A 23,364-nucleotide genomic window follows, 5' to 3' on the forward strand; every position below is an offset into this window, starting at 1 on the left:
AAAGTAAACCCGCGAGCCATTTCCCAAATTCCTATGTAATTAAAATATGAAACAAAATTCACCTTGCGCGAATGCTATCACCTAATAAAAATAGCGGGTAAATCAACAAGGAACTCCACGTGATGATTCGAAATTCTAAATGCAACAACCACAACCGGCGGTCGTTCGGGATGACATTGATCGAATTATTGATTGCGGTTGTGATTATTGGCGTACTGTCTGCAATCGCTTATCCAAGTTATACCAAGCACGTTTTAAAAGGGCACCGAACCACCGCACTCGCCGATATGGGGAGAATTCAACTGGAACTGGAGCATCACTACGATAAGGGTTATGACTGGAGCAGGATCATTTCAGGGGGAAATTGCGTCATCTGTGAAAGCGATGCTGAACGCTATCAGTTTTCAGTCGCCAGCTCCGCAACCAGTAGCTACACCATCACCGCGACGGCGCAGAGCACCAGAGGCCAAGACCAGGATGAATGTCTAACCAGCGATAAGGTCATGACATTGAAATCAACCAACGAATCAGCCCCAAGCGCATGTTGGAAATAGAACACTACAAATGTTCAGTTTGTGAGGGGAGGACAAAGTCATCCTGTATCTGGAACGAATAAGGCCTGCATTGCAGGCCTTATTGGATAGATAATAATTCAACAGTGAATTAGCTGGTTAAATCATCGAAGAACTTTTTCACGCCATTAAAGAAACCTTCCGATTTAGGCTTATGCTTATTTGCCGCTTCACCACCGCAAGTTTCTTCAAATTCACGTAATAGTTCTTTTTGACGCGCGCTCAGTTTCACAGGTGTTTCAACCACGAGTTTGACAACCAAATCACCGATCGCCCCACCGCGTACGCCTTTCACACCTTTACCACGCATACGGAACATGCGCCCTGTTTGCGTCTCTTCTGGCACTTTCAAGTTTACACGACCATCGAGTGTTGGAACTTCAACTTCACCGCCAAGTGCCGCCATAGCAAAACTTACAGGGACTTCACAGTATAAGTTGTTGCCATCACGTTCAAAAATGTGGTGCTCTTTGACGTGAACTTGTACGTACAAATCCCCCGCTGGAGCGCCCATTTCTCCCGCTTCACCTTCGCCAGATAAACGAATGCGATCGCCCGTATCCACACCGGCTGGAATTTTAACATTAAGCGTTTTGGTTTTTTGCTTACGCCCCTGTCCATGACACACGTTACATGGGTCTTTAATGATCTTACCTTTACCATGGCAAGTCGGACAGGTTTGCTGTACAGCAAAAAATCCTTGGCGCATCTGTACTTGACCGTGACCATGACAGGTTCCACACGTTTGCGCAGACGAGCCTTTCTTCGCGCCAGTACCTTCACAAGAATCACAATGGACCAGTGTTGGCACTTCAATCTCTTTCGAACAACCACGAACGGCCTCTTCTAAAGACAGTTCCATGTTGTAACGCAAGTCAGCACCACGTTGTGCACGCGCTTGACCACCGCCCCGACGACCACCACCGAAAATGTCACCAAAGACATCACCGAAGATATCGCCAAAATCAGCACTGCCGCCACCAAAGCCGCCACCGCCCATTCCGCCTTGTTCAAAAGCAGCATGACCGTACTGATCATAAGCCGCTTTCTTTTGCGAATCGGTTAAAATTTCATACGCTTCTTTTACTTCTTTAAACTTGTCCGAAGCGCTGTCATCCCCTTGGTTTCTATCAGGGTGAAACTTCATTGCTAGGCGCTTGTACGCCTTTTTAATATCGCGCTCAGAGGCATCTCGGCCTACGCCTAATACTTCGTAAAAATCACGTTTTGACATCTTCTTCGTCACCAATTTGTTACCGCAAACGACACGCTGCCGCTTGGTGTTTATATCGACCTAACTAATGGCTCTAGATTCTAGTGAATTCAAACTAAAAAGACACTGTTAGTTAGATGGACACCAATGAGTTTTCATTAATTACAGACATACGGGCGTAAGAGTTACCCCAAACGCCCGCATCATACCGTTGATTTCATTCTTCTCTTAGAGAAGTTAGGGTGGGTTAAACTCGCGAGCCACCCAACCCTAGCCCTCCCCGTTTAAAAGGAGGGAACTCAATCAATTACTTTTTGTCTTCTTTGACTTCTTCAAACTCAGCGTCAACGACATCGTCTTCTGCAGACTGTTGTTGGCCTTCACCCGCTTGTTGTGCTTGAGCTTTTTGCTGAGCGATCTCCATCAGTTTTTGAGCAGCAGCCATAAGCGCTTGAACTTTAGCGTCGATCGCTTCTTTGTCTTCACCTTTCTTCGCTTCTTCAAGCTCAGTAATGGCCGCTTCAATCTTCACTTTATCGTCAGCAGGAAGAGCATCACCCGCTTCTTCAATTTGCTTACGAGTACCGTGAATCATTTGGTCCGCTTGGTTACGTGCTGTCGCTAACTCTTCGAACTTTTTGTCCGCTTCTTTGTTTGCTTCAGCTTCTTGGACCATTTTCTCGATTTCAGCATCGCTCAAACCGCCAGACGCTTGGATAGTGATCTTCTGCTCTTTGCCTGTTTGTTTATCTTTCGCAGACACGTGCAAGATACCATCCGCATCCAAGTCAAACACAACTTCAATTTGTGGCATGCCACGTGGTGCAGCTTGAATACCTTCTAGGTTAAATTGACCTAGCGATTTGTTGTACATGGCTTGCTTACGCTCACCTTGTAGAACATGGATCGTTACTGCATTTTGGTTGTCTTCAGCGGTAGAGAATACTTGATTCGCTTTAGTTGGAATCGTTGTGTTTTTCTCAACCAGCTTAGTCATCACGCCACCCATTGTCTCGATACCGAGAGACAGAGGCGTTACGTCAAGTAGCAGTACGTCTTTTACTTCACCCGCAAGCACACCACCTTGAATGGCCGCACCAACAGCAACCGCTTCATCTGGGTTAACATCTTTACGCGCTTCTTTGCCAAAGAATTCAGCCACTTTCTTCTGAACCATAGGCATACGAGTCTGACCACCCACTAGGATAACGTCAGTGATGTCGCCGACAGACAAGTCTGCATCAGCCAGCGCCACTTTTAGTGGCTCAAGCGAACGCTGAACAAGGTCTTCCACTAGAGATTCTAGTTTCGCACGTGTCACTTTCACGTTCATGTGCTTAGGACCAGCAGCATCAGCGGTGATGTAAGGCAAGTTCACATCTGTTTGTTGCGCTGATGACAACTCAATCTTCGCTTTTTCTGCGGCTTCTTTTAGACGCTGCATCGCAAGTGGATCAGTTTTTAGGTTGATGCCTTGCTCTTTTTTAAACTCATCAACGAGATAGTTGATCATGCGGTTATCAAAGTCTTCACCACCAAGGTGTGTGTCACCGTTAGTTGCTAGAACTTCGAATGTTTTCTCGCCTTCAACTTCATCGATCTCGATGATTGAAATATCAAATGTACCACCACCAAGGTCGTATACCGCGATAACGCGATCGCCACCTTGTTTGTCCAAACCATAAGCAAGTGCAGCCGCTGTTGGTTCGTTGATGATACGTTTTACTTCAAGACCTGCAATACGACCTGCATCTTTCGTTGCTTGACGTTGTGCATCGTTAAAGTATGCAGGAACCGTAATAACGGCACCAGTAACTGGCTCACCAAGAAAATCTTCAGCTGTTTTCTTCATTTTCTTCAGAACTTCAGCTGAAACTTGAGGAGCGGCCATTTTTTGGCCTCTTGCTTCAACCCAAGCATCGCCATTATCAGCCTTCACGATTTTGTAAGGCATGATTTCAATATCACGTTGAACTTCTTCGTCTTCAAAACGACGACCGATCAAACGCTTAATTGCAAATAGCGTATTGGTTGGGTTTGTTACCGCTTGACGTTTTGCAGGCTGACCTACTAGCGTCTCACCATCTGTATATGCAATTACCGATGCAGTTGTACGTTCACCTTCAGCGTTTTCAATAACGCGAGGTTTGTCGCCATCTAAAACAGCAACACAAGAGTTAGTAGTACCTAAGTCAATACCAATGATTTTACCCATCAGGCTATCTCCAAATAAATTCTATTTTTGTTTTATGCTACCCCCTATGTGGGGGAGGGAGAACAGGGTTTCAACCCTTACTCACAAACTAAACAAGGATGTTCGTTTCTCGTATGCCCAATAAATAAGGTCACTCAGCACCTTTTCAAGGGCAAAATTGAAAAAAGTTATGATATTTCGACTAAACAGCGTAAATAACGACTTTTTCAATCCCGAAATCACTTAATGAAGGTTTCTATCTCGACATTAATCGATTTCGACATAAAAAAGAGAGGCGACGTACACCTCTCTTTGGCACTGAATAAATTAACGCCAATAAAGCATTTGGCTTATTTCGCAACTCTTTACTTTGATACCATGACCATCGCAGGGCGAATCACTCGGCCATTCAACTCATAGCCCTTTTGCATCACAAACATCACAGTATTAGGTTCATGATCTGGGCTCTCTTGAATTGACATTGCTTGGTGCAATTCTGGGTTGAATGTTTCGCCTTCAGGATTAATCTCTTTCAGGCCAAACTTTTCAACTACGCCAATGAAAGTTTTGTGTGTCAGTTCCACACCTTCCACCAGCGGTTTCACCACTTCGTTCTCAGCGTCAGCAGCTTGAATCGTGCGCTCTAGGTTGTCTAACACTGGCAACAACTCTTCAGCAAAACGGCTCAACGCATATTTACGCGCTTTATCGATCTCTTGCTCTGAACGGCGGCGCATATTTTCAACTTCCGCTTTCGCTCTTAGCACCGAGTCTTTTTGCTCTTGAATTTTTGCTTCGCTCGACAGTAGCGCCGCTTCTAATTGCGCAATTTGGGACTCTTTCTCATCGACTTCAACTTGTTCGTTCCAATCGATATCCGCGTCAGTACCAACGACTTCAGCTTCTTGACCCACTACTTCTTGCTGTAGTTCTTCTTCTTTGATTTTGTTTTCTTCGTTGTTCATGATATCTCCAGAATCCAACTATTTTGCGCTTAACCTCCACAGTTCAAAAAGTTAAGCACACAAAAATTCGCACAAAGGCATAACTTGCCCTTATTATGGGGATGAACAATCCTGATTCAAGCCTAATTAGTTTGGAAAATTTATGAAAAAACCATTTGAAGTGATCGCTATCATTGGAAAACCAAGAGATCAACAAGCCATTCAAACACATAAAGAGCTTTACCAATGGCTAACTTCAATGGGATATCCGGTCTTTATTGATGATCGTCTCAGCGAAATATTGGAAGATATACCTGCGGAACATTTCGCTAGCCTGCTTGAAATCGGCAAAAAAGCAGACCTTGCGGTTGTGGTTGGGGGCGATGGCAATATGCTCGGTGCCGCACGCGTATTATCACGCTTCGACATTTCCGTGATTGGGGTGAATCGTGGCAATTTAGGATTTTTGACCGATCTCAACCCAGAAGATTTTCAACCAAGGCTACTTGCAGTACTCAATGGCGAATATTTAGAAGAACAACGCTTCTTACTGGAAACAGAAATTCATCGCCACGGGCAAGTCAAAAGCCATAATGCAGCGCTTAATGAAGCCGTATTACACCCCGGAAAAATTGCACATATGATTGAATTTGAAGTCTATATAGATAATAGCTTCGCTTTTTCTCAACGCTCCGATGGCCTTATCGTTTCTACACCAACGGGCTCTACCGCTTATTCACTTTCTGGCGGCGGGCCGATTTTATCTCCCAGTTTAAACGCCATTACACTGGTCCCCATGTTCCCGCATACCCTTTCAAGCCGCCCCTTAGTTGTGGATGGCAACCGCCAGATAAAACTGCTGGTTTCGCCTGATAATCGCGGAACACAGGAAGTTAGCTGCGATGGACAAGTATCCCTACCGGTTTCCCCCGGTGATGAAGTGCATATTTACCAAAGCCCAAATATTCTAAAGCTCATTCATCCTAAAGATTACAGCTACTATCACGTGCTAAGAAAGAAACTGGGTTGGTCGAGTAAATTGTTTTAAACCAACCTCTTCACCTTCTATTGACTGTCGACCTCGATTAATAATATCGAGGTCTTTTTTACAGGGAATCATTAATATTTAATGGGTTTTAAAATTTCTATTTATTTTCCATCATAAATTTACTTATCCTATAGCTGATTATTTGTGAGCCATGATTTATTCCATATTCAAGTTAAGGACCTCGATCACAATTATTATTTCTATCAATTTACTTACTGATCAACTTGGTTAAGAATCGTTCCATCAGTCAACCAGCTATAACTCACCACGGATTTAGATATGAGTAAAAATCTAAAAATTCAAGATAAGTTATGGTCAAGCTCCCTAGCTTGGTACACGCACGACTATCAAATCTCAATTTTACCATCTTTTGCACACGCCTAGCCTGCTTGGTTGTTTCTGCATTCTTTCGAATCCATTAAACAATCAGCATCAACACTAAATCTATTTATATCGCTTTTCGATACTTGCATTCATCTTTATTAATTTAAAGTTGTTGCTTGGTTATTCTCAAATAGATTTATTTCACTCGAATTTTATCGCTAATTATTTGGCGCGATATTTTTCACTCTAAATATATAAAGGGTGTTGACTAATATCGCCTGACGAAAATTAAATTATTCAAAGGTATTATCATGGAAAACTTTAAACACTTACCAGAACCCTTCCGCATTCGTGTTGTTGAACCAGTAAAACGTACAACACGTGAATATCGCGAAGAGGCCATCCTTAAAGCGGGTATGAACCCATTCCTTATCGATAGTGACGATGTATTTATTGACCTTCTCACTGACAGCGGCACAGGCTCTATTACTCAAAGAATGCAAGCAGCAATGCTAATGGGTGACGAAGCTTACAGTGGCAGCCGCAGCTACTATGCGCTGGCGAATGCGGTGAAAGATATCTTCGGTTATGAGTTAACTATCCCAACTCACCAAGGCCGTGGTGCAGAGCAAATCTATATTCCTGTTCTAATTAAAAAGCGTGAGCAAGAAAAAGGCCTCGATCGTTCAAAAATGGTGGCGCTGTCTAACTACTTCTTCGACACCACTCAAGGTCACACTCAGGTTAACTGCTGTGTGGCGAAAAACGTCTATACCGAAGATGCGTTCGATACATCCGTCAATGCAGATTTCAAAGGTAACTTTGATATCGCGAAACTGGAAATGGCGATTGAAGAAGCAGGGCCTGCGAACGTACCTTACATTGTCAGCACGATTACTTGTAACTCTGCCGGTGGTCAGCCTGTCTCTATCGCTAACTTAAAAACGGTATACGAGATTGCTCAACGCTACGATATTCCTGTCATCATGGACTCTGCGCGTTTTGCTGAGAATGCTTACTTTATTCAGCAACGCGAACCGGGTTATCAAAATTGGACTATCGAAGAAATCACTCGTGAAACCTATAAATACGCAGATGGTTTAGCCATGTCTGCTAAGAAAGATGCAATGGTTCAAATGGGTGGTCTGTTGTGTTTCAAAGATGAATCGATGATGGACACTTACACGGAATGCCGCACGCTTTGTGTGATTCAAGAAGGTTTCCCTACTTATGGTGGTCTTGAAGGTGGTGCAATGGAGCGTCTTGCTGTCGGTCTATACGATGGCATGCGTCAAGACTGGCTAGAGTACCGTATCGGCCAGGTTCAGTACCTTGTTGATGGCCTAGAAGCCATTGGGGTTGTGTGTCAGCAGGCTGGCGGCCACGCAGCATTCGTTGATGCAGGCAAACTATTACCTCATATCCCTTCGCATCAATTCCCAGCCCATGCTTTGGCCTGTGAACTCTACAAAGTAGCAGGTATTCGCGCGGTGGAAATCGGTTCGTTACTATTAGGCCGTGATCCTGCAACGGGTAAACAACACCCTTGTCCTGCTGAGTTGTTACGCCTAACCATTCCTCGTGCTACTTACACCCAAACGCACATGGACTTTGTTATCGAAGCATTTGGGAAAGTAAAAGAGAATGCCCACAACGTAAAGGGACTCGATTTCACCTACGAGCCACAAGTGCTACGCCACTTCACAGCCCGTCTAAAGGAAGTTGAATAATCACTAACTAAAGCGCGCCTAATTGGCGCGCTATTTCCTTCTAAATCGAGCAAAACAAAATCTATAAATTTAGCGGGCTTTTTCCTCAACATGAAACTTAAACAAGAGTAACGATTATGAACAATAATCCATCTTTAGTGGGCGGAGCTTGTATCATAGCAAGCGTCTGTGTCGGAGCCGGAATGTTAGGGTTACCGAGTGCGGGAGCCGGCGCTTGGACGACTTGGTCTCTTATCACAATTACCTTCACCATGATCATGATGACACTCTCGGGTTGGATGCTATTGGAAGCATTCAAGCGTTACGATCTTAAAGTGTCTTTCAACACTGTGACCAAAGACATCCTTGGCGATAACGTCAACCGAATTAATAATTTAGCAGTTTATTTTGTCGGCGGTATCTTACTTTATGCTTACATCACATCTTCAGGTTTAATTCTAGAAGGTGTTTTAGGTATCAATAACAAAATCACATCAGTCCTGTTTGTTGCTGTTTTCTCTCTTTTCGTTTGGCACTCTACTCGAGCAGTCGACAGGATCTCTATTGTTCTTATTGCCTTTATGGTACTGAGCTTCGTATTTGGTGTTTCTGGTTTAGCCGTTAACATAGATACTAGCGTACTTTTCGACCGCATTAACGAAGAATCCAATTATGCCCCATACGCTATGGCAATGTTACCTGTGGCGTTAACTTCATTTGGTTATCATCACTCAGTGGCCAGTATGCGTTCTTACTATGGGTGTGAGCATCGCGCAAAATACGCCATTTTGGGCGGTACCGTTATCGCACTATGTCTGTACTTCCTGTGGATGGCCAGTATTTACGGTAACCTACCACGTAGCAATTTCGGCCCAGTGATTGCCCAAGGTGGTAACGTTGAAGTTCTGTTAGCAGCGTTAGGCTCTGTGATTGATTCAGACAAGGTATCGCACGCAATCAACACCTTCTCAATGGCAGCCATTCTTTCTTCGTTCATTGGAGTAGGCTTAGGTGTTTTTGATTTTCTGGCAGACCTGTTTAAATTTGAAGACAACAAACAAGGTCGAACTAAAACGTGGCTAGTGACATTTATTCCACCACTCACCCTTTCTTTATTGTTCCCTTTCGGCTTTATTCTGGCGATTGGCTATGCGGGTGCTGCTGCAACAATCTGGGCTTGCTTAATTCCAGCGTTATTGGCTCGTAAATCACGCACTTTAGAAGGTGGTCAAGAAGGATTTATGGCACCGGGTGGCAACGCAATGATCGGCATGCTGATCTTATTTGGTATCGCAACCGCAGTATTCCACTTTATGTCAATGATGAACCTATTACCGACATTCAGCGGTTAAGTCAGTTTCACTACACCAATGGCAACCCACTAATGACGAGAATTACGATGGTCTTTGAAAGCCACCAAGCCTCTTTTCCAGCGCGCTCATGCGTGGAAGTTGCTCGCCTGCCTATGGATGCGAAAGTGGAAATTGAAGTGATAGCGACCAAGTAAGCGCTATTCTCTAGATGATAAAAAAGACGCATCAAGCGTCTTTTTTATGTGAATTTATGCAATGTAGATTAACCCTAGCAAACCAACTACGGCGATTGTCGCGCCAAACACCATGACACTCGATAGTTTATCAGCCAATGTCGATTGGGATTTACCTTTTTCAGAGGTGCTTTTCTTTTCTAATAGCGAAAGAAGTGCTGAGTTCATCATTTACTACACCTTGTTACATTGTATACAGGTTGCGTATTCTATCTTTTTTGTGAACCTCGTCAAACTATTTAATGAGCATTTAATAATCAATTCAAAACTAATTAACCCCATCGAATGAAGTAAAATTCACTAGAAAGCCAGAGCTATCAAGCAACATAAATCACTTCCTGTCGCATGCACTAAACTCAGCGCAGTTTACAATACTCATAGTTTTCTGACAGGCATCTTTACTGTATAAAAAAACAGTTTATACTGTTCACTTATACAGTGTTATTTGATTATATAGGTACAGAAATGCTGGCTCATTTAAGTGTGAATAATTTTGCTATTGTTAAATCATTGCAGTTAGAGCTTTCCAAAGGAATGACTACCATTACTGGCGAAACCGGTGCGGGTAAATCCATTGCAATTGACGCGCTCAGTTTATGTCTTGGTGGCCGTGCGGAAGCAGGAATGGTCAGGCAGGGTGAAGAAAAAACCGAAGTCAGCGCCGCCTTTATTTTGGACAATAACCTCAACGCCACGCGCTGGTTGGAAGACAATGACTTGCTCGACCAAAAAGAGTGTATTTTACGCCGAATCATCACCAAAGATGGCCGCTCTCGTGCCTTCATCAATGGCAGCCCTGTGCCTCTTTCACAACTCAAAGCTCTAGGTCAATTACTGATCAACATCCACGGTCAACACGCCCATCATCAACTGATGAAAAGTGAGTATCAAATGAGCATGCTGGACCAATACGCAGGTCACGTGAATCTTGTCAAAGAGACACGCTTAGCCTACCAAATGTGGCGTCAAGCAGATAACCAGCTCAATCAACTCAAAGAAAATAGTCAACAAAACCAAGCTCAAGTTCAACTGCTGGAATATCAAATCAAAGAACTCAATGAATTGGCGATTGGTGAAGAAGAGTTCACCGAACTCGAACAAGAGCACAGACGTTTAGCCAACAGTGGCGAGCTTGCTACCACTTGCCAGCAAGCCATTGAACTTATTTATGAGGGGCAAGAAGTCAATGCGCTAAGTTTGCTGCAGTCAGCCAACCACGCCTTGCTTGAACTGGCCGAGTTAGATGAAAAACTTGCCACCTTACCCAACATGGTGGCTGAAGCCATCATCCAACTCGAAGAAGCCAACAGTGAATTGCGAAACTATCTGGACAGTATCGATGTCGATCCTGAACGTATGGCTTATGTAGAAGAACGTTACTCTAAAGTGATGTCCATATCGCGCAAGCACTACATCGCTCCTGAAACGCTTTACCACCACCACCAAGATCTGCTCAAACAAATAGCGCAACTTGACTGCTCTGAAGATAAATTACAAGAACTGGAAAGTAACGTTGCCAAACAGTATCAGCAGTTTGCAACCTGTGCCGACAAACTGCATAAGTCTCGTAGCCGTTACGCGAAAGAGCTGGATAAATTAATCACCAATAGCATGCACGAACTGAGCATGGAAAAAGCCAAGTTCTGCATCGAAGTTAATCATGAAACAACGCATCCATCACCACTGGGTTTTGACACCGTAACCTTCTTAGTCTCGACCAACCCAGGTCAACCGCTGCAGCCTATCGCTAAAGTCGCGTCAGGCGGAGAACTGTCACGGATATCTCTAGCAATCCAAGTGATCACCGCTCAAAAAGTAGACACTCCTAGCCTTATTTTTGATGAGGTCGATGTCGGTATCAGTGGGCCAACTGCTGCGGTGGTCGGAAAAATGTTAAGGACATTAGGCGAATCAACTCAAGTACTGTGTGTGACTCACTTACCACAAGTGGCAGGTTGCGGGCACCAACAACTGTTTGTCAGCAAGCAAGCCAAAGCAGGAAAGACAGAAACACAAATGAAACGGTTAGACAATGAACAACGCGTCGCTGAACTTGCTCGCCTTTTAGGGGGTAGCCAAATCACCGAATCTACCCTTGCTAATGCGAAAGAACTGCTGATCGCCGCCTAAGCTGACATTTTTCTTTTTAGGTTTGCAACCAAACTCAAAATTTGCAGTCTCAACTAGCTCGTAGCTCAGTCTATTTTTTACTTCTGCTGCGAGCTTGTTTATTATCAGTCCAGTTTTACGACCTATTGGCAAAGAATTTTGAATATGCAGTTAAAAAAGTGGTTAATCGCAGTCCCTTTAGCAATGACAATGCTGACTGGATGCTCTTTATTAGAAAAACTCGTTTATCGTATTGATATTAACCAAGGCAACTACGTTGAACAGCAAGCCGTCGATCAACTCAAGTTCGGTATGAGCAAAGAACAGGTTAGGTTTGTCATGGGGTCGCCGATGCTTATTGAAAACGGTTATCCCGATACTTGGTATTACATTTATCACCACACGGAAGGCCACAAAGAATCGATACAGAAAAACCTGATTGCGACATTTAATACCGCAGGTGCTTTGATGGAAATCAGTGGCGACTACCCTCCTAGCGAACGGTTTTTTGAAGGCGTAAACTGAACGAAAACACGTTCAAACAAATGATACCCAAAGTGCACCTCACAATGAGTGATACTAACGGACAGGGCTCATAACGAGCCCTTTATCTTGCACCCAATACCGCAGCAACGTTTACTGTTGCGCTTTTGCCTGCTCGGCTCTCTTGCGACGGATCTCTTTAGGATCGGCCAATAACGGACGATAAATTTCAATGCGATCACGGTCTCTGACCGTCGAATCTAGCTTAACGTTACGACTAAAAATCCCGACCTTATTTTTTGATAAATCAATCTCTGGGTAGAGCTCAAGCACACCGGACTGTTGAATTATCGTTTCGACGGTTGAGTTTTTGTCTACCACCAAATTCAGTACTCTTTGCTCATGAGGCAATGCATAGACTACCTCAACATGGATCATCTCAGATTCAATACTCATTACTGATACACCTGTTTCGCTCGTTTGGTAAATGCGTTAACCATATTAATAGTCAATTCATTGAATATCTTGCCAAAAGCCAATTCCACCATTTTGCTCGAAAATTCAAACTCCAGTTTAAGTTCAACCTTGCAGGCCTGTTCATCAAGTGCAGTAAAATACCAACCGCCTTTTAAAGCCTTAAAAGGACCATCGACCAAATTCATCAAAATAGCTTCACTGGCCACCAACACATTCGACGTTGTGAACGTCTTACTTATCCCTGCCTTTGAAACATCCACCGAAGCCACCATCGACAAATCGGAAGATTCAATAACGCGAGAACCAGAACAACCTGGCAAAAATTCAGGATAACGAGCAACGTCATTCACGAGATTAAACATTTGTTCTGCACTAAAAGACACTAAAGCAGAACGACTGACTTGCTTCATATTCTCTCCTCATCACCACCGAAAGAGTCTGGTGTGTAACAATTTTACTTTTATTCTTATCCTACGCAAATAAAAGGATTTCCTAAGCTCAAACCAAGCCGTATAATGCCGCCACTATGGTAAAGAAAAAATCAAACTCAAAAGCAGGTAGCAATACCATTGCTGTAAATAAAAAAGCTCGCCACGAATATTTTATCGAAGATGAAGTAGAAGCAGGCATGGAGCTCCAAGGCTGGGAAGTCAAATCTCTTCGTCAAGGCAAAGCGAATATCGCAGAAAGCTACGTTTTCATGCGAGACGGAGAAGCCTTTGTTTCCGGAATGACAATAACGCCACTGCAGCAAGCATCCACTCACGTTGTTGCCAACCCAACTCGCGTGCGCAAGCTGTTAATCAGCCGCCGTGAACTGGATAACCTTTATGGACGCATCAACCGTGAAGGCATGACACTTATCGCACTATCACTGTATTGGTCTCGCTCTTGGGTGAAAATCAAAATTGGTGTAGCGAAAGGTAAAAAACTGCATGACAAACGTGATGATTTAAAAGAAAAAGATTGGGCAAGAGAGAAAGCACGCGTAATGAAGAGCTCATTGCGTTAATCTTAACCACTTAGACGCAGAAAGCTAGACAGACAAAGGTTTTCTGGTAGTATGCGTCAACACACTTGGGGCTGATTCTGGATTCGACGGGAATTTTGCAGTCTGAGGTGCATGCCGTGGGGCGGTTTGCCACGTTAAAAGCCGCAAAAAAATAGTCGCAAACGACGAAAACTACGCACTAGCAGCTTAATAACCTGCCAAGAGCCTTTCTGCCCTAGCTTCCGCTCGTAAGACGGGGAACAACAGAGAGTCAAAACCAAACAAGCTCGTGCCGCGTCTCCCGCCTGAGAGACAAAGCATTAAAACTAATTCAGGATAGCCATTAGATAGCGTGTCGGTTCGCAGTTTGATGGTGAAATTAAAGACCGAATAAGCATGTAGTACCAATGATGAATGATTTTCGGACGCGGGTTCAAATCCCGCCAGCTCCACCAAATCATAGTTTAAAGACGTCCTAGGGCGTCTTTTTTCTTATCTGCAATATATAAAATCAATAGCTTAGTGTTTGTAGTTATTCCATAAGATTCATAGCAGCTTTAATTTTTAGGTACACTACAAGGTACGCTGATTTTATCGTATTAATCTGGTGTACCCATCATGGCAAAAAACACAGTAAAGCTGACAGATAAAGAGATCAAAGCCCCCAAAAATCTTCAGGCCTACGCCTAACAAACTTCATTACCGATCAACACCTGAATACCTTTATCTTCCAATTCCTGGCGCACACTGACAGGAAATGAAGCATCTGTGATGACCGCATCAAAACTTTGAATATCGAGGGCGTGAAAGGTGGCTATTTTGCCATATTTTGATGAGTCAGAGACCAAAATCACTTTCTGTGCAGCCACAGACACTGCCTTTTTAACACTCACTTTCGGCTCACTAGGCGTTGAAATGCCACGTAAATTCCAAGAGGAGGTCGAAACAAACGCTACATCGATATTCATTCCCGACAAAAAGTCGGACACTTTACTACCAACACTTGATAGGTTCTCACGATCAACTCGCCCCCCTGTGTGGTAAAGATCACTTTTACTGTGATGGATAAGATAAGTCGCAATCACAAAATCATTGGTAATAAACAGTAGATCATCACGCATGGCGAGTTGATGAGCGATTTCCAATGTCGTAGTACCCGCATCAAGATAGACAGTGGAATTCTTAAGCACTAATTGACTAGCTATATGGCCAATCGCGACTTTCTCGCTGGCATGCTGCATCACTTTGGCATCGTGGGAAGGTTCCTGATGCAACACAGTCGTAAGCTGCACACCGCCTGAAACCGACAATACCTTACCCAATTTTTCGAGCTTAACAATATCGCGACGAATGGTCATATGCGACACATTCAACTGTTCAACCAGCTCGTTGATGCTGATAACTTCATGTTGTGAAAGTAGTGACAGAATAGTTTTGTGACGTTCTGCTGGAATCATAATGACTTAGCGGTATGTGATAAGTGCATTCATATTATCAGCCATCAACCGCGGTGTGAAGTTGCGTTAACTATTGTGAAATAAAGCGTTTCTCGGCCACAGAACCGGAGGAATAGCATGTAAATAGCTGACTATCTTCAATATCATCACCATTAATTGTTAATTTTTGTGACGAAACACACAGGACAAGCAAGCGAATTTCACATACAATCACAATAAATAACAACGATTAACATTTTAAATGCACATTTAGCGCGAGATAAGTATATGGATAATCAAACAGTTAAATCGGTCGCTGTCATTGGGTTAGGCTCTATGGGAATGGGCGCAGCGAAATCCTGTATTCGCGCCGGACTTGATGTATACGGCGTTGACCTCAATCCAGTGGCGCAAGAAACGCTGAGCAGCTACGGTGCGAAAGCCGTATCTAGCGACGCAAATCAATTTGCCAACGAACTCGATGCGGTTCTATTGCTGGTGATCAACGCTAAGCAAGTCAAATCGATATTATTCGATTCAGGCCTAGCCGCCAGCCTCAAATCAGGCACCACCGTCATGGTATCTGCCACTATCTCAGCCCAAGATGCCAAAGAGATTGAAGCGGGGTTGAACATACACAATTTGCTGATGCTGGATGCGCCGGTTTCTGGCGGCGCAGTCAAAGCAGAAGCAGGTGAAATGACCATCATGGCATCCGGTAGCGTAGAAGCCTTCGCAAAACTGGCTCCTGTGCTAAAGGCGACTGCACGAAAAGTTTATAACATCGGTACCGAAATCGGCTTGGGCGCGACGGTAAAAATCATTCACCAGTTGCTGGCAGGCATACACATTGCCGCAGGTGCAGAAGCAATGGCACTGGCCGCACGTGCCAATATTCCTCTCGATCTGATGTACGACGTAGTAACTAATGCCGCAGGTAACTCTTGGATGTTTGAGAACCGCATGAGGCATGTAGTAGACGGCGACTACTCGCCAAAATCCATGGTCGATATCTTTGTTAAAGACCTCAATCTGGTCGCGAATACCGCACAAGATCTGAAATTCCCGCTACCGCTAGCGAGGACTGCACTCAACATGTTTACCTCTGCCAGCAACGCCGGTTTTGGTAAAGAAGACGATAGCGCCGTGATTAAGATTTTTGACGGCATCAACTTACCTGGTGTGGAGAAATAATGATGTTACTTGGAGTGATTGCCGACGATTTTACTGGCGCTACTGATATTGCTGGCTTTCTGGTTGAGAACGGCATGCGCACAGTGCAGCTTAACGGGGTACCGACGAACGACACACAAGTGGATGCTAATGCGGTCGTGATCAGCCTTAAATCTCGCTCATGCCCGACAGAGCAAGCTGTCAGCCAATCTCTGGCCGCTCTGCGCTGGTTAAAGGCTCAAGGTTGTCAGCAGTTTTACGTCAAATACTGCTCAACCTTTGATAGCACAGAGCAAGGCAACATCGGCCCAGTGACCGATGCTTTGCTGGACGAGCTGAACGAAACCTTCACCATCGTCTGCCCAGCACTACCGATTAATGGGCGCACCGTATTCAACGGCCATCTGTTCGTACTGGGTGAGCCGCTAAATGAATCGGGAATGCGCCATCACCCGCTAACACCGATGACCGATTCCAGCGTTGTGCGTTTGATGAAACGTCAGTCACAAGGCGAATGTGGTCTGGTGAATTATCAAACCATTGAGCAAGGCGCAGAGGCCGTAATAGAACGTTTTGCACAGTTGCAAAATGAAGGTAAACGCTACGCAGTGGTGGATGCAATTAACAGCGCTCATCTGATTACACTTGGTCAGGCCGTTAAATCACTCAAACTGATTACCGGCGGTTCAGGCCTCGCCGCAGGTATCGCCCAGAACTGGGCCGACAAACTGACCGAGCAAAACGAAAGCAAATCAGCAGGCTTCCCGGAGCGCGCCCACAGCGTGGTGCTTTCTGGCTCTTGCTCAGTGATGACCAATCAACAAGTCGCCCACTATCAAACTCTAGCACCGCACTTTGCAGTCGATGTGGATGCATGTTTACACGATGAGCACTACGTGCAAAAGGTTTTTAACTGGGTAACTAAGCAGCTTGATGGAGACTACGCACCAATGGTGTATGCCACCGCAGATCCAGACAAACTTAAAGCCATTCAAGCGCAATATGGCGCGACGGCATCGAGCGAAGCGGTGGAGCAGTTTTTCAGCCAGCTTGCACACCAGTTGCAAGAGTTTGGGGTGAAGAACTTTATCATTGCTGGCGGTGAAACGTCCGGCACAGTGACCCAAAGCCTAGGCGTCACAGGTTTTCACATCGGACCGCAAATTACACCGGGCGTACCTTGGGTCAAATCCATCGACGGTTCACTGTCGCTAGCACTTAAGTCAGGTAACTTCGGCAATGAACGGTTCTTCGAAAAAGCGCAGGATTTTTATCTATGACAGAACAACAACTCAGAGCACAGATGGTCAGTCTAGCACGTTCGATGTTCGAACGTGGTTATGCCACCGGCGGTGCAGGTAATCTATCGCTGAAACTGCCTAACGGCCATTTTCTTGCCACGCCTACTGGCTCTTCCTTTGGTCGTTTAATCGCAGAGGAACTGTCGGTGGTGGACATCGACGGTCACCAACTTTCCGGTAAGCGCGCGTCAAAAGAGATTGCCTTTCATTTGGCAATTTACCGCAACAACCCGAAATGCAACGCGATTGTACACCTGCATTCAACGTACCTGACGGCGTTATCGTGCCTCGACAACCTTGATACAGAAAACGCCATTCGCCCCTTTACGCCTTACTACGTGATGCGTATTGGTCAGTTACCTGTGATTCCGTATCTGCGTCCGGGAGAGCCGCGTATTGCAGAAGAGCTGGCTAAACACGCCGCAGATTACCGAGCATTCTTACTGGCTAACCATGGCCCTGTCATCACAGGTAACGATTTAGAAGATGCGGTGGATAACGCTGAAGAGCTAGAAGAGACCGCCAAACTTATGTTTTTACTCAATAACCACCCAATTCGCTACCTCACCGAAGCGGAAGTGGAAGACCTGAAAGGGAGAGGGAAATAATGGCTAAATTTGCTGCTAATCTCACCATGCTATTTACCGAGGTGCCCTTTATAGAGCGCTTTGAACAAGCACACCGCGCAGGCTTTAAGGCGATCGAATTTCTGTTTCCTTATGCGTTCGAACCACAAGTGCTAGCAACAAAACTAGCGCAGTACGACTTTGAACAAGCGCTGTTCAATATGCCTCCCGGCGACTGGGATGCGGGCGAAAAAGGCTTCGCTGCCCTACCGGGACGCGAGCAAGAGTTCAAACAAAGCGTTGCCACCGCACTGATGTACGCCAAAGCACTTAATTGCAAAAAAGTGCACGCCATGTCAGGAATCATCGACTCGGCACACAGCATGCAACAACATATAGACACCTTTATCGCCAATATTCGTTATGCCGCAGATGCGTTCGCCAGACACGGGATTGATGTACTAATTGAACCGCTTAACAACCGCGATGTACCAAACTATTTCATCGCTCACCAGCGCCGTGCGGTTGAATTGATTCAGAGAGTGAACCGGCCGAACGTGAAACTGCAACTGGACCTATACCACGCGCAGATCATGGATGGCGATCTGGATGTCCTGATCCACGAATTGGCACCGTTTATCGGCCACATTCAAATCGCATCAGTGCCACACCGTAATGAACCAAGCGACGGCGAAATCAACTATCCGTACCTATTCGATGTACTAGATAACTCCGGTTACAACGGCTGGATTGGGTGCGAATACAAACCTAGAACCACCACAGAACAAGGCTTGGGCTGGGTTAAACCTTATTTATAACACTCAATAACAATAATGAAATTCAGACGACAAGGACATGCGTATGAACATCGTAATTACAGGTGGTGCCGGATTTCTGGGCACGATGCTGACTCAAACCCTACTTAAGCAATATTCTCACTTGATTCAATCGTTGACGGTTGTCGATCGCGTAGAACCCAACATCGCCATCACTCAAGATCCACGAGTCAGTGCAGTCGTGGCTGATATCACCGACCCACAACAAATCGCTACATTTATCGTCCCTGAGACGACTCATGTTTTCCATCTTGCTGCGATTGTCTCTAGTCATGCAGAACAAGATTTCGATCTTGGAATAAAAGTTAACTTAACAGCAACACAATTGATGCTGGAACAGTGTCGCCAAGTCAATCCAGAGATACGCTTTGTGTTTTCGAGTTCACTGGCGGTGTTTGGTGGAAAATTGCCAGAGGTCGTAACGCCAATGACAGCGACTCAGCCAAGCTCTTCATACGGCACACAAAAAGCGATGGGTGAGCTACTGGTCAATGACTATGGCCGCAAAAACTTGGTCGATGCTATCAGCGTTCGTCTACCAACGATTTGCATCCGTCCTGGCGTGCCAAATCAGGCCGCTTCATCTTTCGTCAGCGGAATAATTCGTGAGCCACTTAAAGGTGAACAATCCAACTGCCCCGTCGACCTTGATTTAGGTCTATGGATATCGAGCCCTGAAACCGTGATTCAAAATATTATTCACGCCAGTCAACTTGAACGAGCCTCTATCCAAGGTTATCGAACGTTCAACCTACCTGGAATCAAGGTCACACCGCGGGTCATGCTCTCCGTAATGGCCGAGCAAGTAAGCTTATCGCGCACCAAGCTCGTGACCGTAAAGAAAGACAAAGCAGTTGAAGCGATAGTGGCCAGTTGGCCTCAATCGATTGATAACACATACGAACTCAACCTTGGCTTTAGTGCCGATGCCGATTTCAATACCGTATTGTCTCGCTACATTAACACCAACCCAATTAGTGAAATGGAGGACGCATAATGTTATCGATTTCTGTTATCGGCCTGATTATCGCGGTATTCGTTCTGATATTTCTGGTATTGCGAACACGTGTGCATGTGTTGATTGCAATGCTTGCTGCTGCCTGTATCGCGGGCTTAATCGGCGGATTAAACGTGAACGAAACCATGTCAGCGATCAGCAAAGGATTTGGCGGTACCTTAGGTGGCATCGGTATTGTGATTGGACTTGGCGTTATGATGGGCGCTATTCTGGAAACCTCTGGCGCGGGTGAATCTATTGCCTATCACTTCATTAAATGGTTGGGCAAGCGTAAGGAAGAGCTGGCTTTGGCGATTACCGGATACATTGTCAGTATCCCTGTCTTTGTCGACAGTGCTCTGATCATTCTTTACCCGATTGCTAAATCTCTGGCGAAGACATCTCAACGTTCCATTCTCACACTCACGGTCGCTTTAGCAGGTGGCCTTGTGGTGGCTCACCACTGTATTCCGCCCACACCAGGCCCCTTGAGTGTCGCAAGCATCTTCGGTGTTGATATCGCCTCAATGCTGGGTTTTGGTCTGATCATCGCCTTACCATCTGTTGCTGGAATTGTGATGTATGCGCGTTGGTTAGAGAAACATTTCCCGGAGTACACAGCGCCGGTAACTTTCGCTAAAGAGCCAGAAGAGCAGCAAAAAGTTCACGCTGACTATATGGCATCAAAATCATCAAAAGCACTACCTTCTCTGACTAAATCAATCATGCCAATCGCAGTGCCGATTCTGCTGATTCTAGTTAATTCGCTGACACAACTTGCAGAAAAACAACTAGGGCTAACGGGACTTAGCGCCAGTTTTGTAGGGCAAGCAATACAGTTCCTCGGCCACCCAATTATTGCCTTGTCGATCAGTACATTATTGGCTGTTTATACCTTGACTCCTTACTTGGATAAAGAAAAAACTACCGCCAAATTGGAAGAAGGTATTTCAACTTCAGGGATTATCCTTCTCGTGACTGGTGCAGGAGGTGCTTTAGGCAACGTACTGCGTGAATCTGGTGCTGGTGCTGAGATCGCTAATCAGATCGCCTCTCTTTCTATCTCACCGATTATGATCCCGTTTATTATCGCAACCTTGGTTAGAATAATTCAGGGCAGTGGCACAGTTTCAATGATTACGGCTGCTTCAATTTCTGCGCCAGTCCTTGCAGAAATTCAAGACGTAAACATGCTGTTTGCAGCTTCCGCCGCCACAATGGGCAGCCTATTTGCAGGGTATTTCAACGACAGTCTGTTCCATATAGTAAACAGACTGATGGGCGTAACCGAGGTTCGTAAACAACTGGTAATTTGGACCATTCCAACCACTATTGCTTGGGCGATTGGTGGCACGTTAATCATGACACTTAACCTAATATTTGGCAGTGCAGGATCCGTTTATGACCCACTGTTTCCGCTACTGGTCCTAGGTTGGTGTCTCTATTTTGTGAGATCACAAAGTCGATCATCGAGTCAGGTAGCGACCCAACCCCCTTGCTAATGCATCAAAACCCCTTTTTATTAAGGGGTTTTCTTATCTTACAATGTGAGACAGGTACACGAACTTCCTGCTTTAGTTCATAACCTTCTCTATTCTCAACATTGAACCAACCACCTGACTTATCTAAATATCACTTCAAGCATAATGAAATGCAACATTCCATGCATTTTCAGTTAGTTACAGACAATATAAACACATATTTAGGCCTTCGTTTGTTGCTGATGGGTAGCGACTGTCGTGAGTTTATCGGCGCGGAAAAGCTTGTAAGCCATAATGCCAATAACCAACGCTTTGATAATCATCATTTGTGGGTTACCGAAATAGGCAGCCATACCAACAAACCCCGATAAGAACATGAGCAAACGGAACCTTTTCAGGTCAGTCATATACAGTGCCAACAAAATTAACGCGAGATCGCCAAACTGCAAGGCTTCGGCAAGTGTGGGGTTATTGATAAAGCTGCTTACGGCCACATAAGCAATATAAAGAATACCGCTCGCCATCAAAGCCGCAGCAGAATTGATCACCATTTTGCTGGTGTTAGTAAAATCTTTCACATATCGATATGCGTTAATGGCACCAACCGACAGGTTAAGGATGACTTTAGGCCACCAGCCCATCAAAATTGACCAAGCAATGTCATTCGCAGCCGAAGCAAATGCAGCATAGCGAGTAAACTTCATCGAATTAAAAATAGTGAGTGATATATAGAATGCGACAGATGTCCATCCTAATACTTCGCGTAATATATCAAGCAAAATACGGTCTCTTTTTACATAGAATCATCATCCACAACAATGAAACTATCTGCTACTAATAAGGCCTGTAGTGGTTTATAAACCCACCACCTGACCGTTGGGCGCAGGATAATATCACGGCATTCGGTATAAATCCTAGAAAAGACTCTTATCAATACACGCTTATTCTCGAAAATATGTTTCTCAATTTTGGAAACAAAACTGCAAACTCAACAAACGCATCACCACTCCCCTTTTGACACATTCAATCATCCCTGAATGAAAATTAACTGACGTACGCTAACTCATTCAGCGAGGAGAACGAACCGCAACCACTTTCGTCTCAATCAACTGGTAACGAATCCCAGCTTGGTCAAACGACTGGCGCAGCGCCGTTAAATTCCGATGATAGGTCACTTGCCGACCAGATGCCGTCTTCACTTTCATTACCATATTACTCATACACTTATCCTCTACCCTTAACCGATTGGTTGCATCAAACTATGCTATTTTGAATATTTATAACCAAACAACTTGGAGTTGCAGGTAGCAAGGAAATCGTTATTGTGCGAACTCTTTGAGTGCCGCCATCGCCTTTTCTGCCTTCTCTTGTTGCACAAAAATATGGTCATGATAATAACCCGCAATCACATTAGCGCTGATGCCATACGAAGCTAGCTTAGTTGCAAAAGCGGCCGTTAAACCCACCGCCTCTAAACTTGAATGAACCGTCAGCGTAATTAAGCTGAATACCGATTCAAAATCGAGCTGCGCCGCAATGGCCTTTTGCTGCTCAACGACCAAGGTCAGCCCTTCACGCTCTTGAAATGTCGCCACGGGTTCTAAATGCAAATAATCGGCTAATGCCCCTTGCACAGTACAAAACACATAGCTTCCGCCCACCAACTCGGGTGACATGGATTGCAGTAAAACCTCTAAATCAGTAATCGCTGTCATATTTTTATTTCTCATTCAAATTGAAGCCGAAGTGCAGAGTAAAGCCCTCTGTGGAATAAGTGAAATTAATAATATTAATTAGTGATTAATTATTCTTACAACCACAATTTAAAAACAAGAAGAAAATAAAAATTAAATAAAATTCAATTAATTAGAGAATCGCAATGTTAATAAAGAAAAAACAAGATGCATTTAAAATCAAAAAGGTCAACGTAACACATCACTCAATACTATCTGAATGCTTTATAC

The 23,364-nt window shown here is 44.7% G+C and carries 23 protein-coding genes, 1 other RNA gene and 1 pseudogene; 15 read left to right on the forward strand and 10 right to left on the reverse strand.

Annotation, left to right across the window (positions count from 1 at the left end; all coding sequences use genetic code 11):
- Positions 1-122 precede the first annotated feature (122 nt).
- Positions 123-554, forward strand: a complete 432-nt coding sequence (locus tag AACQ17_RS11365; protein WP_170935162.1) for a type IV pilin protein — start codon at positions 123-125, stop codon at positions 552-554.
- Between the two features lie 109 nt (positions 555-663).
- On the opposite strand, the gene dnaJ is transcribed toward AACQ17_RS11365, so the two are convergent.
- The 3 genes from dnaJ to grpE form a co-directional block, all read right to left on the reverse strand.
- The gene (gene dnaJ / locus AACQ17_RS11370; RefSeq protein ID WP_026027474.1) at positions 664-1,806 is read right to left on the reverse strand and encodes a molecular chaperone DnaJ; all 1,143 of its coding nucleotides are present in this window, start codon (positions 1,804-1,806) and stop codon (positions 664-666) included.
- Positions 1,807-2,092: 286 nt separating this feature from the next.
- A complete protein-coding gene (gene dnaK, locus AACQ17_RS11375) occupies positions 2,093-4,000 on the reverse strand; it encodes a molecular chaperone DnaK (protein ID WP_013857431.1) in 1,908 nt (635 codons plus the stop codon).
- A 344-nt stretch (positions 4,001-4,344) separates the two neighbouring features.
- Positions 4,345-4,944 (reverse strand): nucleotide exchange factor GrpE, encoded by a 600-nt coding sequence (gene grpE, locus AACQ17_RS11380; RefSeq protein WP_038148829.1) that lies wholly within the window; start codon positions 4,942-4,944, stop codon positions 4,345-4,347.
- Positions 4,945-5,086: 142 nt separating this feature from the next.
- On the opposite strand from grpE, the gene nadK reads away from it, so the two are divergent.
- The 4 genes and pseudogenes from nadK to AACQ17_RS11400 form a co-directional block, all read left to right on the forward strand.
- On the forward strand, positions 5,087-5,971 hold the full coding sequence (nadK, locus tag AACQ17_RS11385) for an NAD(+) kinase (protein WP_094167693.1): 885 nt from the start codon (positions 5,087-5,089) through the stop codon (positions 5,969-5,971).
- Positions 5,972-6,606: 635 nt separating this feature from the next.
- Entirely contained in the window at positions 6,607-8,025 is a 1,419-nt protein-coding gene (gene tnaA, locus AACQ17_RS11390; RefSeq protein WP_094147366.1) for a tryptophanase, read from the forward strand.
- Positions 8,026-8,141: 116 nt separating this feature from the next.
- Positions 8,142-9,356, forward strand: coding sequence for an aromatic amino acid transporter (locus AACQ17_RS11395; protein ID WP_026028108.1), 1,215 nt, complete (start codon positions 8,142-8,144; stop codon positions 9,354-9,356).
- Between the two features lie 53 nt (positions 9,357-9,409).
- A pseudogene (locus AACQ17_RS11400) lies at positions 9,410-9,511 on the forward strand (Rid family hydrolase); the annotation flags it as partial.
- 54 nt (positions 9,512-9,565) lie between these two features.
- On the opposite strand, the gene AACQ17_RS11405 reads toward AACQ17_RS11400, so the two are convergent.
- Positions 9,566-9,721, reverse strand: a complete 156-nt coding sequence (locus AACQ17_RS11405; RefSeq protein WP_017047959.1) for a hypothetical protein — start codon at positions 9,719-9,721, stop codon at positions 9,566-9,568.
- A 294-nt stretch (positions 9,722-10,015) separates the two neighbouring features.
- Here AACQ17_RS11405 and recN point away from each other — a divergent pair, with 294 nt between their 5' ends.
- A complete protein-coding gene (recN, locus tag AACQ17_RS11410) occupies positions 10,016-11,680 on the forward strand; it encodes a DNA repair protein RecN (protein ID WP_029388392.1) in 1,665 nt (554 codons plus the stop codon).
- Positions 11,681-11,824: 144 nt separating this feature from the next.
- The gene (bamE, locus tag AACQ17_RS11415; RefSeq protein ID WP_026027472.1) at positions 11,825-12,184 is read left to right on the forward strand and encodes an outer membrane protein assembly factor BamE; all 360 of its coding nucleotides are present in this window, start codon (positions 11,825-11,827) and stop codon (positions 12,182-12,184) included.
- Positions 12,185-12,295: 111 nt separating this feature from the next.
- Here the strand turns inward: bamE and AACQ17_RS11420 are convergent, their stop codons facing one another.
- Together AACQ17_RS11420 and AACQ17_RS11425 are read right to left on the reverse strand one after the other, a co-directional pair.
- Positions 12,296-12,598 (reverse strand): RnfH family protein, encoded by a 303-nt coding sequence (locus tag AACQ17_RS11420; RefSeq protein WP_010319507.1) that lies wholly within the window; start codon positions 12,596-12,598, stop codon positions 12,296-12,298.
- Positions 12,598-13,029: an SRPBCC family protein gene (locus tag AACQ17_RS11425; protein ID WP_094147775.1), complete on the reverse strand. Its 432-nt coding sequence runs from the start codon at positions 13,027-13,029 to the stop codon at positions 12,598-12,600. Before AACQ17_RS11425 ends, AACQ17_RS11420 begins: the two co-directional genes overlap by 1 nt.
- A gap of 116 nt (positions 13,030-13,145) precedes the next feature.
- Here AACQ17_RS11425 and smpB point away from each other — a divergent pair, with 116 nt between their 5' ends.
- Both smpB and ssrA read left to right on the forward strand, forming a co-directional pair.
- On the forward strand, positions 13,146-13,631 hold the full coding sequence (smpB, locus tag AACQ17_RS11430) for an SsrA-binding protein SmpB (protein ID WP_013857439.1): 486 nt from the start codon (positions 13,146-13,148) through the stop codon (positions 13,629-13,631).
- 67 nt (positions 13,632-13,698) lie between these two features.
- Positions 13,699-14,065, forward strand: a transfer-messenger RNA (tmRNA) gene (gene ssrA / locus AACQ17_RS11435).
- Positions 14,066-14,296: 231 nt separating this feature from the next.
- Here the strand turns inward: ssrA and AACQ17_RS11440 are convergent.
- Entirely contained in the window at positions 14,297-15,067 is a 771-nt protein-coding gene (locus tag AACQ17_RS11440) for a DeoR/GlpR family DNA-binding transcription regulator (protein ID WP_017047957.1), read from the reverse strand.
- A gap of 267 nt (positions 15,068-15,334) precedes the next feature.
- Between AACQ17_RS11440 and ltnD the strand changes: the two genes are divergently transcribed.
- Genes ltnD through AACQ17_RS11470 form a run of 6 tightly spaced genes read left to right on the forward strand, consistent with a single transcriptional unit; the run spans position 15,335 to position 21,421 of the window.
- On the forward strand, positions 15,335-16,240 hold the full coding sequence (ltnD, locus tag AACQ17_RS11445) for an L-threonate dehydrogenase (protein ID WP_017047956.1): 906 nt from the start codon (positions 15,335-15,337) through the stop codon (positions 16,238-16,240).
- A 2-nt stretch (positions 16,241-16,242) separates the two neighbouring features.
- On the forward strand, positions 16,243-17,499 hold the full coding sequence (otnK, locus tag AACQ17_RS11450; RefSeq protein WP_026028106.1) for a 3-oxo-tetronate kinase: 1,257 nt from the start codon (positions 16,243-16,245) through the stop codon (positions 17,497-17,499).
- Positions 17,496-18,128, forward strand: coding sequence for a 3-oxo-tetronate 4-phosphate decarboxylase (otnC, locus tag AACQ17_RS11455; protein WP_017047954.1), 633 nt, complete (start codon positions 17,496-17,498; stop codon positions 18,126-18,128). The genes otnK and otnC overlap by 4 nt, the downstream gene beginning before the upstream one ends.
- Positions 18,128-18,904 carry a 2-oxo-tetronate isomerase gene (gene otnI / locus AACQ17_RS11460; RefSeq protein ID WP_094147231.1) on the forward strand — a complete coding sequence of 259 codons (777 nt, stop codon included), beginning with the start codon at positions 18,128-18,130 and terminating at the stop codon, positions 18,902-18,904. Before otnC ends, otnI begins: the two co-directional genes overlap by 1 nt.
- Before the next feature lie 43 nt (positions 18,905-18,947).
- Complete coding sequence (denD, locus tag AACQ17_RS11465; RefSeq protein ID WP_094147232.1) at positions 18,948-19,919, forward strand: D-erythronate dehydrogenase; 972 nt, start codon at positions 18,948-18,950, stop codon at positions 19,917-19,919.
- Entirely contained in the window at positions 19,919-21,421 is a 1,503-nt protein-coding gene (locus AACQ17_RS11470; protein ID WP_094147233.1) for a GntP family permease, read from the forward strand. Before denD ends, AACQ17_RS11470 begins: the two co-directional genes overlap by 1 nt.
- 200 nt (positions 21,422-21,621) lie before the next feature.
- Here the strand turns inward: AACQ17_RS11470 and AACQ17_RS11475 are convergent, their stop codons facing one another.
- The 3 genes from AACQ17_RS11475 to AACQ17_RS11485 form a co-directional block, all read right to left on the reverse strand.
- Positions 21,622-22,179: a hypothetical protein gene (locus AACQ17_RS11475; RefSeq protein WP_094147234.1), complete on the reverse strand. Its 558-nt coding sequence runs from the start codon at positions 22,177-22,179 to the stop codon at positions 21,622-21,624.
- Positions 22,180-22,467: 288 nt separating this feature from the next.
- A complete protein-coding gene (locus AACQ17_RS11480) occupies positions 22,468-22,620 on the reverse strand; it encodes a hypothetical protein (protein WP_013857464.1) in 153 nt (50 codons plus the stop codon).
- Between the two features lie 99 nt (positions 22,621-22,719).
- Complete coding sequence (locus AACQ17_RS11485; protein ID WP_170935161.1) at positions 22,720-23,115, reverse strand: ACT domain-containing protein; 396 nt, start codon at positions 23,113-23,115, stop codon at positions 22,720-22,722.
- Positions 23,116-23,364 lie beyond the last annotated feature (249 nt).

The sequence above is a fragment of the Vibrio sp. V10_P2A27P122 genome, assembly GCF_963874335.1.
Classification (GTDB): Bacteria; Pseudomonadota; Gammaproteobacteria; order Enterobacterales; family Vibrionaceae; genus Vibrio; species Vibrio anguillarum.